Source organism: Pseudomonas sp. I3-I5 (assembly GCF_022699445.1).
Classification (GTDB): domain Bacteria; phylum Pseudomonadota; class Gammaproteobacteria; order Pseudomonadales; family Pseudomonadaceae; genus Aquipseudomonas; species Aquipseudomonas fulva.
The window spans coordinates 4,450,828-4,465,611 of sequence record NZ_CP093940.1; the positions used below are offsets into that span (position 1 = coordinate 4,450,828).

The 14,784-nt window shown below is 60.7% G+C and carries 16 protein-coding genes; 5 read left to right on the top strand and 11 right to left on the bottom strand.

Annotation, left to right across the window (positions count from 1 at the left end; all coding sequences use genetic code 11):
• Positions 1 to 8 precede the first annotated feature (8 nt).
• Positions 9 to 1,406, bottom strand: coding sequence for an FAD-binding oxidoreductase (locus MOP87_RS19960; RefSeq protein ID WP_242809920.1), 1,398 nt, complete (start codon positions 1,404 to 1,406; stop codon positions 9 to 11).
• A gap of 171 nt (positions 1,407 to 1,577) precedes the next feature.
• Here MOP87_RS19960 and serA point away from each other — a divergent pair, with 171 nt between their 5' ends.
• Both serA and MOP87_RS19970 read left to right on the top strand, forming a co-directional pair.
• Complete coding sequence (gene serA, locus MOP87_RS19965) at positions 1,578 to 2,807, top strand: phosphoglycerate dehydrogenase (protein WP_023532441.1); 1,230 nt, start codon at positions 1,578 to 1,580, stop codon at positions 2,805 to 2,807.
• Positions 2,808 to 3,010: 203 nt separating this feature from the next.
• A complete protein-coding gene (locus MOP87_RS19970; RefSeq protein WP_027913457.1) occupies positions 3,011 to 3,499 on the top strand; it encodes a transporter substrate-binding domain-containing protein in 489 nt (162 codons plus the stop codon).
• 47 nt (positions 3,500 to 3,546) lie between these two features.
• On the opposite strand, the gene MOP87_RS19975 is transcribed toward MOP87_RS19970, so the two are convergent.
• Positions 3,547 to 4,170, bottom strand: coding sequence for a 2OG-Fe(II) oxygenase (locus MOP87_RS19975; RefSeq protein WP_059183548.1), 624 nt, complete (start codon positions 4,168 to 4,170; stop codon positions 3,547 to 3,549).
• Between the two features lie 120 nt (positions 4,171 to 4,290).
• On the opposite strand from MOP87_RS19975, the gene MOP87_RS19980 reads away from it, so the two are divergent.
• On the top strand, positions 4,291 to 5,043 hold the full coding sequence (locus MOP87_RS19980) for a DUF2059 domain-containing protein (protein ID WP_027913455.1): 753 nt from the start codon (positions 4,291 to 4,293) through the stop codon (positions 5,041 to 5,043).
• On the opposite strand, the gene MOP87_RS19985 is transcribed toward MOP87_RS19980, so the two are convergent.
• The gene (locus tag MOP87_RS19985) at positions 5,044 to 5,970 is read right to left on the bottom strand and encodes an alpha/beta hydrolase (RefSeq protein ID WP_145278885.1); all 927 of its coding nucleotides are present in this window, start codon (positions 5,968 to 5,970) and stop codon (positions 5,044 to 5,046) included.
• A gap of 123 nt (positions 5,971 to 6,093) precedes the next feature.
• Between MOP87_RS19985 and MOP87_RS19990 the strand changes: the two genes are divergently transcribed.
• Positions 6,094 to 6,663, top strand: a complete 570-nt coding sequence (locus MOP87_RS19990; protein ID WP_027913453.1) for a DUF6436 domain-containing protein — start codon at positions 6,094 to 6,096, stop codon at positions 6,661 to 6,663.
• Here MOP87_RS19990 and MOP87_RS19995 read toward each other — a convergent pair.
• Entirely contained in the window at positions 6,642 to 7,208 is a 567-nt protein-coding gene (locus MOP87_RS19995; protein ID WP_028686743.1) for a sugar O-acetyltransferase, read from the bottom strand. The two genes, MOP87_RS19990 and MOP87_RS19995, sit on opposite strands and share 22 nt — an antisense overlap.
• 250 nt (positions 7,209 to 7,458) lie before the next feature.
• Between MOP87_RS19995 and MOP87_RS20000 the strand changes: the two genes are divergently transcribed.
• A complete protein-coding gene (locus MOP87_RS20000) occupies positions 7,459 to 8,277 on the top strand; it encodes an alpha/beta hydrolase (protein WP_242809921.1) in 819 nt (272 codons plus the stop codon).
• A 126-nt stretch (positions 8,278 to 8,403) separates the two neighbouring features.
• Here the strand turns inward: MOP87_RS20000 and MOP87_RS20005 are convergent, their stop codons facing one another.
• From MOP87_RS20005 to MOP87_RS20035, 7 genes are all read right to left on the bottom strand, one after another.
• On the bottom strand, positions 8,404 to 9,189 hold the full coding sequence (locus MOP87_RS20005) for a MetQ/NlpA family ABC transporter substrate-binding protein (RefSeq protein WP_027913450.1): 786 nt from the start codon (positions 9,187 to 9,189) through the stop codon (positions 8,404 to 8,406).
• A 176-nt stretch (positions 9,190 to 9,365) separates the two neighbouring features.
• Complete coding sequence (locus MOP87_RS20010) at positions 9,366 to 10,196, bottom strand: sigma 54-interacting transcriptional regulator (protein WP_145278881.1); 831 nt, start codon at positions 10,194 to 10,196, stop codon at positions 9,366 to 9,368.
• 61 nt (positions 10,197 to 10,257) lie between these two features.
• Positions 10,258 to 10,839, bottom strand: coding sequence for an alpha/beta hydrolase (locus MOP87_RS20015; protein WP_027913448.1), 582 nt, complete (start codon positions 10,837 to 10,839; stop codon positions 10,258 to 10,260).
• Positions 10,840 to 10,995: 156 nt separating this feature from the next.
• A complete protein-coding gene (locus MOP87_RS20020; protein WP_145278878.1) occupies positions 10,996 to 11,985 on the bottom strand; it encodes a sulfate ABC transporter ATP-binding protein in 990 nt (329 codons plus the stop codon).
• A 3-nt stretch (positions 11,986 to 11,988) separates the two neighbouring features.
• Positions 11,989 to 12,861, bottom strand: coding sequence for a sulfate ABC transporter permease subunit CysW (gene cysW, locus MOP87_RS20025; protein ID WP_023532630.1), 873 nt, complete (start codon positions 12,859 to 12,861; stop codon positions 11,989 to 11,991).
• Between the two features lie 11 nt (positions 12,862 to 12,872).
• Complete coding sequence (gene cysT, locus MOP87_RS20030) at positions 12,873 to 13,691, bottom strand: sulfate ABC transporter permease subunit CysT (RefSeq protein WP_242809922.1); 819 nt, start codon at positions 13,689 to 13,691, stop codon at positions 12,873 to 12,875.
• 83 nt (positions 13,692 to 13,774) lie between these two features.
• Entirely contained in the window at positions 13,775 to 14,782 is a 1,008-nt protein-coding gene (locus tag MOP87_RS20035) for a sulfate ABC transporter substrate-binding protein (RefSeq protein ID WP_027913446.1), read from the bottom strand.
• Positions 14,783 to 14,784: the final 2 nt, after the last annotated feature.

The window sequence follows — 14,784 nt, forward strand, 5'->3', positions numbered from 1 at the left end:
ACCGCTTTTTATTCAGGTGCGAAGATCTTACCCGGATTCATGATGCCCGCAGGGTCGAACACCGCCTTGATCGCCTTCATGCAGGCGATTTCTTCAGGGGAACGGCTGTAGCCCAGATAGTCGCGCTTGGTCATGCCCACACCGTGCTCGGCGGAGATCGAACCGTCGTAGCGCTGGACGATCTCGAACACCCACTTATTGACCTCGGTGCAGGATGCGAAGAAGTCATCCTTGCTCATGTGCTCGGGTTTGAGGATGTTCAGGTGCAGGTTGCCGTCGCCGATATGCCCGTACCAGATCACCTCGTAGTGCGGGTAATGCGCCTGGACGACGGCGTCGATGTCGCGCAGGAAGGCCGGCACTTTCGAGACGGTCACGGAAATGTCGTTCTTGTACGGCGTCCAGTGCGAAATGGTTTCGGACAGGTATTCGCGTAGCTTCCACAAATTCTTCAGCTGCGTCTGGCTCTGGCTCATCACGCCATCGAGCACCCAACCTTGCTCGACACAGTGTTCGAAGGTGGCCAAGGCTTCGTTGGCCACCGCTTCGGTGCCGGCCTCGAACTCCAGCAAGGCATAGAACGGGCATGGCGTTTCGAAGGGCGCAGGCACGTCACCGCGCGCCAGGATCTTGGCCAGGCCCTTGTCGGAGAAAAACTCGAACGCCGTCAGGTCCAATTTGCCCTGAAACGCGTGAAGTACCGGCATGATCGAGTCGAAATCAGGCGTGCCCAACACCATGGCGGTGAGGTTGCGCGGTGCACGGTCCAGGCGCAGGGTGGCCTCGACCACGAACCCCAGCGTACCTTCGGCGCCAATGAACAGCTGGCGCAGGTCGTAGCCGGTGGCGTTCTTGATCAGGCCCTTGTTCAATTCCAGCAACTCGCCGCTGCCGGTGACCACCTTGAGGCCCGCGACCCAGTTGCGGGTCATGCCGTAGCGGATCACCTTGATGCCACCGGCATTGGTACCGATGTTGCCGCCTATCTGGCTGGAGCCACTGGAGGCAAAGTCCACTGGGTAATACAGGCCCTGCTCCTCGGCGAACGCCTGCACCTGCTGGGTAATGACCCCTGGCTGGCAGACCACGGTGCGGTCGAAGGCGTTGAAATCCAGGATGCGGTTCATGTAATCGAAGGCGACGACCACCTCCCCGCTGGCGGCCACGGCGCCCGCGGACAATCCGGTACGCCCCCCGGAAGGCACGAGCGCCACACGATGGGCATTGGCCCAGCGCACGATGGCCTGCACCTGTTCGATCGTCCGGGGCAGGACGATGACGCTGGGCGCAGGCGGGTAATGGCGCGTCCAGTCCTTGCCATAGGCTTGCAGGGACTCGGGGTCGGTCAACACCTTGCCGGGGTCGACCAGGGTCATCAACTCATCCAATGCAGCGGGCTGGGTCATCGCCTGAACTCTCGCTTTATTCATGGTCACCCTGAGCACTCTTCACCTGTCGGGATAAGCTCAGATTGTGTCGCGTATGCTAGCATAGCGCCCCCGCTGTTCATGCTAGAGCTGCCCACGGGCGCCTGGCATCACCCTCGCCACTTTTCTCCGGGATACAGGTTTACGCAGATGAGCAAGACTTCTCTCGACAAGAGCAAGATCCGGTTCCTTCTTCTTGAAGGTGTACACCAGAACGCGGTCGATACCCTGACGGCTGCCGGCTACACCAACATCGAATACCTCACTGGTTCGTTGCCCGAAGCAGAGTTGAAGGAAAAGATCGCCGACGCCCATTTCATCGGCATCCGCTCACGCACCCAGTTGACCGAAGAAATCTTCGACTGCGCCAAGAAACTGGTCGCCGTCGGTTGCTTCTGCATCGGTACCAACCAGGTTGACCTGGAAGCGGCCCGTCAGCGCGGTATCGCGGTGTTCAACGCGCCGTACTCCAACACCCGTTCGGTAGCCGAGCTGGTACTGGCCGAAGCCATTCTGCTGCTGCGCGGCATTCCGGAAAAAAATGCCTCGTGCCATCGTGGCGGCTGGATCAAGAGCGCAGCCAACTCCTTCGAGATTCGCGGCAAGAAACTGGGCATCGTCGGTTACGGCTCCATCGGTACCCAACTGTCTGTACTGGCCGAAAGCCTGGGCATGCAGGTGTACTTCTTCGATCCGCTGACCAAGCTGCCGCTGGGCAATGCTGTCCAGGTGACCAACCTGCACGAATTGCTCGGCTTGGCCGATATCGTCTCGCTGCATGTGCCTGAGCTGCCATCTACCCAGTGGATGATCGGCGAGAAGGAAATCCGAGCGATGAAGAAGGGCTCCATCCTGATCAACGCTGCCCGCGGTACCGTGGTCGAACTTGATCACCTGGCTGCAGCCATCAAGGACAAGCACCTGATCGGCGCTGCCATCGACGTGTTCCCGGTCGAGCCACGCTCCAACGATGAAGAGTTCGAAAGCCCGCTGCGCGGCCTGGACAACGTGATCCTGACGCCGCACATCGGCGGTTCCACTGCCGAGGCTCAGGCCAACATCGGCCTGGAAGTGGCCGAAAAGCTGGTCAAGTACAGCGACAACGGCACCTCCGTGTCGTCGGTCAACTTCCCGGAAGTGGCCCTGCCTGCTCACCCTGGCAAGCACCGCCTGCTGCACATCCACGAAAACATCCCGGGTGTTCTCAGCGAAATCAACAAGGTATTTGCCGAAAACGGCATTAACATCTCGGGTCAGTTCCTGCAGACCAACGAGAAAGTGGGCTATGTGGTGATCGACGTCGACGCCGAATACTCGGACCTTGCGCAGGAGAAGCTGCAACAGGTCAAGGGCACCATCCGCTCGCGCGTACTGTTCTAACACGCGGCCAGCGTGAATCGAGGGAGGCCCAGGTGGCCTCCCTTTTCGTTATGGGGCCACCACAGCGGCGGACGGCGAGCACAAAAAAACCAGGCTGCACGTCAAACGATGCCGCGACTTCAAGGTCATAGGCTGCGCTCGACCATGGCGAGGAATAAAGCCGTGGCGACGGTTATTCATTCGCTAAACGAAAAGGGGCATTCATGCGTTCGACCATAGGGGTACTGCTGGCAGTACTGATCAGCCCATTGGCTCAGGCAGAGCTGATGGACGAAATCGCCGATCGCGGTGAACTGCGCATCGCTGTGCAGAGTGACAACGCACCATACGCCTTCAAGCAGGATGACCACCTGACAGGGTTCGATGTGGAGTTCGGCCAGGCCCTGGCCTCGGAGCTCGACCTGCGCGTGGAGTTCGTCGAAGCACCCGAGGCGCAAACCCTGCCCGGCGTTGAAAGTGGTAAATACGACATCGCGTTGCTGCCTGTCACGGCAATACCGCAAGGCGATAGCCCGCTCGACACCAGCCAGCCTTTTGGCAAGCAACAGCTGGTGGTGCCGTTCCAGAAGGACAACCCAGCCTTCGAAAGCGCCGTGAACAACGCGCTGCAACGCCTGAAGGACAGCGGGCGTACGGCCGAACTGGAACACAAGTGGCTTGCCGACGAGCAGCAGGCCGCAGCGACTCGGTAGCGTGCCGCAGTCAACCGTGGCAGGTGCTGATCAGCATGCTCGCCCGCTCAGAAGGGATCATTGCCACGGCGCCTGAACCAGCCAGTCAATGACAGGCGCTCGCGACCGGCCGGCAGCACCTCATGAGGGACTTCGCCGGACAGGAAGACCACCAGGCACCCCGCGACGGGCTGAACATCGTGCTCCACCCCATCGGCCAGGAACATGCGCAACTGTCCCCCGTCTGCGGGCGTCCAGTCTTCGTTCAGGTAGAACACGGCCGAAACCATGCGCCGGTCGTCATCGCGAAAACGGTCCAGATGCCGTTTGTAGAAGGCGCCGGGTGGGTAAAGCGCAAAGTGGCATTCGAAGTCTTCCAGGCCCAGGAAGAGCCCTTGGTTGATTGCCAGGCGCAGTTGGTCCATGGCTGCCAGGTACTGGTCGCAGGCGTGCGCCTGGCCTGGATCGATCCACTGGATCTGATCCCCACGGATGGCCTCGCGCACCTCTTGGGAAGGCCCCCGTCCAATCCCTGCGGGGTTGAGCTCCCCTTCGGCATAACGGCGTCGGCATTCGTTTGCCAGCGCGCCGACCAGGTCCGCCGGCAGGAACAGTGCCTGCTGGGACCAGCCATGGGTGGCCAAATCGTCGACGACGGCCGCAAGCATTGGGTGTTGGGGGGAAATGTGCATGGCGCATCATATCCATTCGCCCCGTCGGCGCACAGCGCCACTTGGCTGAGAAGCGCGTGGATATCTCGACAAACCGGCGCTGCCCCACAGACAATAGCCCTCTGCCGACAGGAGTCCTGAATGCGCCGTCTGTTTTCCCTGATTCTGCTGATGAGCTGCACGTTGCCTGTCTGGGCAGATAGCCTGGATCAGCTGTACAAGACCGCTGGCTGGCCCGAGCAACGCGCCCATTTCACCGACGCCTTGAACGCCGCCCAGCAGCGCTACCGCAACAGCTTGCCACCTGCCGTTTACCAGGCGCTGGTGAGCAACAGCAACCAGCGCTTCCAGGCCCAGGCCGTGGACCGCCGTGCACTGGCGCAACTGCGCTCGGCACTGCCCAATCCATCACCGGCGCTGGCCTTTTTCCAGTCGCCGCTAGGGCGCAAGATCGTCGCGGCCGAATTGCGGGCTACCCGCAAGGATGAGTTGGCCAAGAACGCCGATGGGCTCCCGAAGATTCAGGCCAGCGATGATCGCATGCTGATCATTGGGCACCTGGCCCAGGCGCTACCCGCCCGTGAGGCAGGGGCCGAGGTGAGCCTTGCCATTGCCGGCATGGCTGCCGACAGCCTGAGCTCGATGATTCCGGGGTTGTTGGGCGGTGGGCAGGCCCAAGGTCTGCTCGACGGCCAGCGCCAACGCCTTATGAAGCAGATCGGCCAGGACCTGAACAACACCCTGCTGTATGTATACCGTGACCTCACGGACGCAGAACTCGAAGCGTTTGCAACCTTTGCCGAATCCAACGACGGCAAAGCCTACTATCGAGCTGCGCTGGCAGCCATTCGCGCCGGCCTGGCGGTTGGCCAAAGTACCGGCGAGCTGAATTGATCAACCCAAGTGCTGGTCGATGAAGTCGAAATAGCGCTGTCGAATGGCAGGCAGTTCGTTGGCAAGATGATGTCGGGCCCCGGGTAGCATCATGACCTGCGGCTGCGCGAACTTAGCCCTCAGCACCTGAAGGTTGTAAGGCCAGTCGACCGTGCCATCGGCCTCTCCTTGCACAATCAAGGGCTGCCGGGTACTGACGGGCGCCGCCTCGATGCGTGTGATCCAATCGATCAGTGCGCCAACCCATGCCGTTGGTAGCCGCCTGGGCTGAAGCGGATCAGCTTCAAGAAACGGTAGAAATGCAGGGTCTGTGCTGTTTTCGGTGAAACGCCGCTCGATGCCGTTCACGAAGTGGCGCAACACGTGATAGCTGAGCTTCGACCAGCGCCAGGCACAGGGGCGTACCAATGGGGCAAGCAGCAATACCTGCCCATCGATGGGGCTTGTCTGTGGGTTGTGCAGCAGGTGATCCACGGCAATGGCCCCACCTGTGCTCTGCCCGCACAGGTGCCATGGATGAGGCAGCTGCAAGCTGCGCGTCTGTTCGAACAGGCACTCAAGTACCTGCTGGTAGATCGCGAAATCATCGATGCTGGCGCGTTCGCCGCTAGACAGGCCGTGGCCGGGTAAATCGCAGCTGACAACGGCATAACCGCGCTTCAATGCCCATGCCACCAGATGCCTGTACAAGCCCATGTGGTCGTAGTACCCGTGCAACAGCAGCAAGGTAGCCTTGGGCTGCTGTGGACACCACACCTGCGCAACCACCTCGAATCCGGCAACCGCAAACTGCCCAAGCCAGCTGTGGACAGGCAGATCGAGCCCATAGAAGCGTTGGTAGGCCTTCGCATGGGTGCACAGCGGATTACGCGCATTCAGCGGGGCCAGGCTTGTGCGCAGGAGGTCTGGATGGAAGCTTGCAGGCATTTTGGTGGGTCCGGCGTGAAGCAAGTATTGACCTGAGATATTCAGCTCATCGACGCGCCGTGGCAAGCTGGCCGTACCAGCAACCCACCTCCCACTGCCCGTGGGAGCAGCAATCGGCCTTTCATGAACCTGCGAACTCTCAAATGGCTGAGCATGATGCTCGGCGTCGTGGCCGGGACGGTCATCATCTGGCAGGCGTACACGACCTTCCAGGTCCGCTATTTACGCCCGTTCGACAACCAGGCCACGTTGTTCGACGGCTCGCACTTACAGCTACCTACCGAACTGGCCGGCCCCGGACCCGTGCGGGTCGTGCATTTCTGGGACCCAGCCTGCCCGTGTAACGTTGGCAACCAACAGCACCTGGCCGACCTGATGAAGCAGTTCACGAACCGGGGCGTCAGCTTTCACGTCTTGCACAAACCCGGCACACGGGGCTATCTGCCGGACGACCTTGCTGCGCTGGAACCACTAAGCAACCTGCCTGGCAGTGAACATATGCCAGCGTCGCCCGCGGTAGCCATCTGGGATCGCCAAGGGCACCTGGCCTACTTCGGCCCGTACAGCGAAGGCGCGGTATGCAACGCTGCCAACAGCTTCATCGAGCCCATACTCACCGCGCTGCTCGACGGCCGCCCTGTCAGCGCCTCCAACACCCTGGCGATCGGCTGTTACTGCCCCTGGGCAGACTGATGTATGCGAGCAGGGTTGCCCACCACCGTCGCCCCTGCCGGAACATCCCGGGTAACGACACTGCCTGCGCCGACCACTGCATCATCACCGATGCACACCCCTGGAAGAATGATGGCACCGCCACCAATCCACACGTTATTGCCAATGCTGACCGGCCGCCCACTCTCAAGGCCCGTGCGCCGCAGCTGCGGGTCGAGCGGGTGGTCGGCCGTGTAGATCTGCACATTGGGGCCGATCTGGCAGTCCTCGCCGATGTGCACAGGCAGCACGTCAAGGATCACGCAATTGAAGTTCATGAACGTATTGCGGCCCACGCTGATGTTGTATCCATAGTCGCAATAGAAAGGGGCACGCAGCACCACACCCTCACCCGCATGGCCGAGGTGCCCTGCCAGCAATGCATGCCGCGCCTGGGCCGTCAGCTCCACGCTGTTGTTGTAGCGGTGCATCCAGTGTTTGTTGGCCGCCTGTTCGGCTTGCAACTCGGGGCACGTGGCGTGATACAGCTCGCCTGTCAGCATTTTCTGTTTTTCGCTTTTGGACATGGAAACTCCTGGCGGCTCGTTATGCTACTGATCGTCAGACCTCACGATGAACCAGACTTCCCAACGCGTCGCATGAAAACGGCGTGCTGCTCAACCCCGCAGCGGCTGTGCAGCGCGCTATCAGAACCCGCCGATGGCAACGCGTTTGCTAAAGGATACGTTCTGGTGTGCATCCACTAATCAGACAAGCGCATGTAACGAGCAGGCCTACGCGCTTACTGCATGCATTTTTTCTCAAGAGAAATGACCTATGCATAAAAGATTCATGGAAATCGATGGCGCACGGCTGAGCTACATCGACCAGGGCCAAGGTTTTCCAGTACTCCTTGGCCACAGCTATTTGTGGTCAGCTGACATGTGGAGTGAGCAGCTCGACGCGCTGTCCCGGCATTTTCGAGTCATCATTCCAGAGCTCTGGGGGCACGGCGACTCCGATGCTCCGCCGGTTACGACCAGAACCACCTCTGATCTGGCGCGTCAGCACATTCAATTGCTCGACAAGCTGGGGATTGAACGCTGCCACCTGGTGGGGCTATCGGTCGGGGGGATGTGGGGGGCACTGCTGGCCGCCGAGCATCCCGAGCGGGTTGACCGCCTGGTGCTGATGGATACCTACCTGGGCGCAGAGCCGGACGCCACCAAACGCAAGTATTTCGCCTTGTTGAATGCTGCGTCTGCCGCAGGTGCGTTCGACGATGAGCTGCTGGACGTCATCGTACCCATCTTCTTTCATCCCGGCGGCCATACAGTGCCAGCACTGCGTGAACGGTTTCGAGCAACATTGAGGGCCACGTCCGCCGACACTATCCGCGACAGCTATGACCCAATGGGCCGCATCATATTTGGCCGAGCGGACGCACTGGCGCAATTAGGGGGCCTTTGTAGCGAACGAACCATCGTGGTGTGTGGCGACCAGGACATCCCCAGGCCACCGGCTGAAGCCAACGAGATGGCGCAGATCATCAATTGCCTGGCCGCTCAGATCCCCGTTGCGGGGCATATCTCGTGCCTGGAAAACCCTGAGGTGGTGAACCAGTTTCTCTTGAATTGGCTACCGCGACACTGCTGAAGCCTGCTGGCCTGTTTCAAGCAGCTGACCATTCTTGCAACGCGGTAACCTGAGCCCAATAGGGTTGGGCTCAGGTGGAGACGCCCTCAGGTCGCGATTGGAAACCACCCGAAGGCAGCCGGTGCATCAGAATGCAGGCAGCACGGCACCTTGGTATTTCTTGGCGATGAATGCCTTCACTTCAGGGCTGGTCAAGGCTTTGGCCAGCTTCTGAATGGCATCGCTGTCCTTGTTGTCAGGACGCGCCACGAGGAAGTTGACGTAAGGCGAGTCGCTGCCTTCGATGACCAAGGCATCCTTGGCAGGATTCAGGCCGGCTTCCAGCGCGTAGTTGGTATTGATCATGTCCAGGTCGACCTGATCCAGCACGCGCGGCAACATGGCCGACTCCAGCTCGCGAAACTTCAGGTTTTTCGGGTTCTCGGCGATGTCTTTCGGGGTGGCCAGGGCGTTCTTCGGGTCCTTGAGGGTGATCAGCCCCGCCTTCTGCAAGAGCAGCAGTGCGCGGCCGCTGTTGCTGCCCTCGTTAGGAATGGCAACGGTTGAGCCTTCCTTGAGCTCATCCAGGCTTTTGACCTTCTTCGAGTAGCCACCAAACGGCTCGACATGCACGCCGATCACGGTCTCAAGGTGCGTACCCTTGCCCTCGTTGAAGCTCTGCAGGTACGGGAGGGTCTGGAAGTAGTTGGCATCCAGCCGCTTCTGGTCAACCTGCACGTTGGGTTGCACGTAGTCGGTGAATACCTTGATCTGCAAGTCGACACCTTCTTTGGCCAACGTCGGCTTGATCAGCTCCAAGATCTCGGCATGGGGCACCGGCGTTGCGGCAACCACCAGTTTTTCGGCGGCGGCGACCAGGCCGCTAAAGGACAGGGCGGCAGCCAGGGCAGTGGTCAGCAGGGTCTTCTTCATGGTGATCCTTGTTCTGCATCTGAGCCATCGAAGATGGCAAATGGGGCGCCCAACGCAATGCGATGACGGGCGTGAAGCGGACAATACCGATAATTTTTATTCCCGAACAATATCTTTTATTTCGTTGCTTATTCCAAAACCAAAATGCCACCAGCGTGTTTGCTTATGAGCTGCCTCTAGCGTGGAACGTCGGGCAGGTCCAGGTCTTCGGGCAGGATTTCCGGTCCATCACTGACCAGCAGGGCGAAGTGGATGACGTTTTCCAGCTCACGGGTATTGCCGGTCCAAGGATGCTGCTCGAGCAGGCTCTGTGCAGCCTCGCTTATCAACGGCACGGGCCGCTGCAAACGCCCGCTGTAGATGCCAACGAAGTATTCCGCCAACGCAAGGATGTCCCCCGGCCGCTCGCGCAGCGGCGGCAATTCAAGGGCGCCCTCGCGCAAATATTGATACAACCGCTCGCTGAAGCGCCCTGCCTTCACCACCCGCGCCAGGTCAATGCTCGTGGCCGCCACCAGTCGTACATCCACCGGCTGCGCCTGGTGTGCGCCTACGCGGGTGACTTCGCGGTTTTCCAGTGCTGCCAGCAGCTTGGTCTGAATGGCCTGTGGCAAGTCGGCGATCTCGTCCAGGTAAAGCGTGCCGCCGTTGGCCGATCCGAACCAGCCAGCGCGGCTGCTGGCAGTGCCGCCATGGCTACCGGCGCTATAACCGAACAGCTCTGCATCGGCATAGGTTGGGCTGATGGCGGCGCAGTTGACCGACACGAACAGGCCGGTGCGGTCGCTGGCGCGGTGAATCTGGCGGGCCAGCAACTCCTTGCCGGTGCCGGTTTCGCCTCGGATCAGCACCGGCAGCGGCAGCGGCGCCAGGTGCTCCAGCTCCGTGCGCAATCGCTGGGAACGCGGGTCGATGAAGACCAGCGCCTTGGCGCGAATGCTCAGCGGGCTCTTGTCGAGTTCGGGGAATGTCAGCAATGGCTGGCCGAAGGGGTTCTGATACGTCATGACGAGCTCCCGCCCCTGGCCTGCGGCGGCCGGGCGTGTGACGGATGGAAACGGACGCCGTTCAGGCGCGGCGCAGCGCGCGTTGTTCGATGCGGCCTTGCAGGCGATACAGGTAGGCGAACCCCTGCTCCCAGCATTCATGGCCGGATTTCACGTTGATGTGGCCGGCGCCGGTCAGAAGCCCTGCTTCTGCACCCCACTGCTGGGCCATGTGCAAGGCGCGCGGGACGCTGACAGCGGGATCGTTGTCCGAGCTGACCACCTGACTCGGAAAGGGAAGCGGCGCCTGCGGGATGGGCGAAAAATTGCGCAGCGCCGGCGCGCACCCTGGTCGCTCGACATCCGCCGGCGCCACCAACAAGGCGCCACGCACGCGACCGAGCAGAGCGGCAGCGGCCTGTTCGGCCCAATGCGCCACCGTGATGCAGCCCAGGCTATGGGCAATCAGGATCACCGGGCCGGGCTCGGCAGCGATGGCGGTATCCAGCGCCTTCACCCAGTCCTGGCAGAGCGGTGTCAGCCAATCGCGCTGCTCCACGCGTGCGCTGTTGGGCAGCGTACGCTGCCAGTGGCTTTGCCAATGATTGTCCGGCGATCCCTGCCAGCCTGGGATGATCAGGTAGCGAACTGATTCGTTACGCATGAAGTGGGTCTCCAGTAGCTTGCGTGCTTGGAAACCCAGTATAAGGTGGCCTATATATACTTAAAGGAATAAAAAGAAATTTGTTTATAACCTTTAAGTAAATAACCAGCCGACGTGACCTTGCGACGCCGCGTTATTCCCATCAACCGTACTGCCTCAAATGGCTGGCAGTTTCTGCCAGACCTTCGGCCGGAAGAACAACGTTTCGCCCCTTGCCAGCCCTGTCAGACTGTCGTGGTCCTTGACCACCTCAGCTTCGATCAGCTCGCTTTGGCCCTCGACTTTCAAGGTCACCCGCGTGGTGGCACCCAACGGGCGAATATCCCGAACTTCGGCGGCATGGTGGCCCTCGGTTTCATGACGCGACAACGACACTTCATGGGGCCGGAACAGCACATGCTGACCCTCGCTCAAGGCCAGGCGGTTGGAATCCCCCAGGAAGTGGTAGACGAAATCGTTGGCGGGTTGTTCGTACACTTCGCCCGGCGAGCCGATCTGCTCGATCACGCCCTTGTTCATGACCACGATCCGGTCAGCCACTTCCATGGCCTCTTCCTGGTCATGGGTCACGAATACCGAGGTCAGGTTGATATCTTCGTGCAAGCGGGCCAGCCAGCGGCGCAGCTCCTTTCGCACCTTGGCGTCCAGTGCGCCGAAGGGTTCGTCCAGCAGCAGCACCTTGGGCTCCACGGCCAGCGCGCGGGCAAGGGCGATACGCTGACGCTGACCACCGGACAATTGCTCCGGGTAGCGATCGGACAGCCAGTCGAGCTGCACCATGTTCAGCAGCTCGTGCACTTTATGGGCAATGCTGCTTTCGCTCGGGCGCTCACCCTTGGGCTTCATGCGCAGGCCGAAGGCGACGTTGTCGAATACGGTCATGTGCCTGAACAGCGCGTAGTGCTGGAATACGAATCCGACGTTGCGATCACGAACGTCATGGCCAGATACGTCCTCGCCATGGAATACGATATTGCCCTGATCAGGTGTTTCCAGGCCGGCGATGATGCGCAGCAGCGTGGTCTTGCCGCAGCCGGATGGGCCCAGCAGCGCTACCAGCTCACCGCTGTTGATGTCCAGGTTGATATCATCGAGCGCCTGGAAACTGTTGAAACGCTTGCTGACGTTACGAACTTCGATCGACATGAATCATTCCTCCGCAGCGCTATGGCGCAGACGGTTAATACGGTTCTCGCTCCACTGCTTGAGCAGCAGGATGAAGAGCGCCAGGATCAGCAACAGGCTGGCCACGCTGAAGGCCGCCACGTGGTTGTACTCGTTGTAGAGAATTTCCACGTGTAGCGGCAGCGTGTTGGTCACGCCACGAATATGGCCGGAAACGACCGACACCGCGCCGAATTCGCCCATCGCCCGCGCTGTACACAACACCACGCCATAGATAAGGCCCCACTTGATGTTCGGCAGCGTCACATGCCAGAACATCTGCCAGCCATTGGCACCGAGCAACCGGGCAGCTTCTTCTTCCTGGGTGCCTTGTTCCTGCATCAGCGGAATCAGCTCACGGGCTACGAACGGCACCGTCACGAAGATGGTGGCCAGGACGATGCCCGGCAGGGCGAAGACGATCTGGATGTCGTGATCCTGCAGCCAGGGCCCGAACAGGCCCTGGGCACCGAACATGAGCACGTAGACCAGGCCGGCGATCACGGGCGACACCGAGAACGGCAGGTCAATCAGGGTGACCAGAATACTTTTGCCGCGGAAGCTGTACTTGCTCACGCACCATGCCGCACTGACCCCGAACACCAGGTTCAGCGGCACCGAAATGGCAACGGCGAGCAGGGTGAGTTTCAGGGCCGACAACGCGTCGGGTTCGAAGATGGCTTCGAAGAAAGTGCCGAACCCATTCTTCAGGGCCTGGGAAACCACGATGACCAGCGGCAACAGCAGAAACAGTGCAAACACCAGCCAGCCAAGGCCGATGAGTAACCGCCGCGATGTGGCGCTGCCGCGGCGGGCGGCGTTGGCGGCGGCGGTTGCATTCAGGGAAGAACTGGACATGCCGACCTCCTTCAAGGGGTTTCGATGCGGCGCTGCAACAGGTTGATCAGCAGCAGCAGAATGAAGGAAACCACCAGCATCAACACGCCAATGGCGGTAGCGCCGGTGTAGTCGTACTGGTCGAGCTTGACCATGATCAGCAGGGGCAGGATCTCGGTTTTCATCGGCATGTTGCCGGCGATGAAAATGACCGAACCGTACTCACCCACACCACGGGCGAACGCCAGGGCAAAGCCGGTGAGCCAGGCCGGTAGCAAGGCCGGGGCCAGGATGTGGCGAAACACCTGCAGCGGTCTGGCGCCCAGGCAGGCAGCGGCTTCTTCGACCTCGCGCGGGATGTCTGCCAGCACTGGTTGTACCGTGCGCACCACGAACGGCAGGGTGACGAACGTCAGCGCCAGGGTGATGCCCAAGGGGGTATAGGCGATCTTGAAACCCAGGTCGGTCGCGAACTGGCCGACCCAGCCCGCCGGCGCGTACAGCGCGGTGAGCGCGATGCCGGCCACTGCCGTTGGAAGGGCGAAAGGTAAATCGATCATCGCGTCGATGATCTTGCGCCCGGGGAAGGTATAGCGCACCAGCACCCAGGCCAGCAGCGTCCCGATCACACCGTTGATGATCGCGGCAAACAGGGCGGTGCCAAAGCTCAGTTTCAGCGCAGCGATGACCCGCGGCGCGCTGATGATGATCCAGAACTGTTCGAAGGTCAGCTGCGAGGCATGGATGAACATGGCCGCCAGCGGTATCAGCACAATCAGGCTGAGGTACACCAAGGTGTATCCCAGCGTCAGCCCGAAGCCGGGTATGACGGGGGAAATGCGACGTGACATAGAGATCCCTGGTTGAATGCACGTGGCCCGGGAACCATCCCGGGCCGTGGTAGGCGTCCGAATTGTGTGTTGTTCCTTGGCCCTTACTGTGCCTGATAGATCTGGTCGAACACACCGCCATCATTGAAGAATTTTGGCTGGGCGATCTTCCAGCCGCCGAAGTCCTTGTCGATGGTCACCAGGTCCAGCTTGGGGAACTGCTTGCCAAATTCAGCCGCCACCTTCTCGTCACGCGGGCGGTAGAAGTTCTCGGCGGCGATCTTCTGTCCGGCCGGGCTGTAGAGGTGTTTCAGGTACTCGGTAGCGATTTCGGTATTGCCCTTTTTCTCGGCGTTCTTATCGACCACCGCCACGGGCGGCTCGGCCAGAATCGACAGCGACGGCACGACGATGTCGAACTTGTCAGCCCCACCGTCTTCCTTCAACGCCAGGAAGGCTTCGTTCTCCCAGGCCAGCAGCACATCGCCCTGACCGTTGTTGACGAAGGTGATGGTCGATCCGCGGGCGCCGGTGTCCAGGACTGGCACGTGCTTGAACAGTTCCTGCACGTAGGCTTTTGCCTTGTCCTCGCTACCGCCGGTTTTCAGGCCATAGGCCCAGGCGGCGAGGAAGTTCCAGCGCGCGCCCCCGGAAGTCTTGGGGTTCGGGGTAATGACCGACACATCCTTCTTGATCAGGTCGCCCCAGTCCTTGATGCCTTTGGGGTTGCCCTTGCGTACCAGGAATACGATGGTCGAGGTGTAGGGGGTGCTGGCGTCCGGCAAACGCGTCTGCCAGTTTTCCGGCAGGGTCTTGCCGAGCTTGGCGATTTCGTCGATGTCGCCGGCCAAGGCCAGGGTCACCACGTCGGCGCGCAGACCGTCGATCACCGCACGGCCCTGTTTGCCCGAGCCGCCATGGGACTGCTGGATCTTCACCTTATCGCCTGGATGGGCCTGCTGCCAGTGCTTGATGAACTCGGCGTTGTACTGCTGGTACAGCTCACGGGTCGGGTCGTAGGACACGTTCAGCAGTTCGTAATCCTTGGCGATGGCGGAACCGGCAAAAATAGCACTGGCCAGAGCGGCAAGCGCATAACGACGGATGGACATGG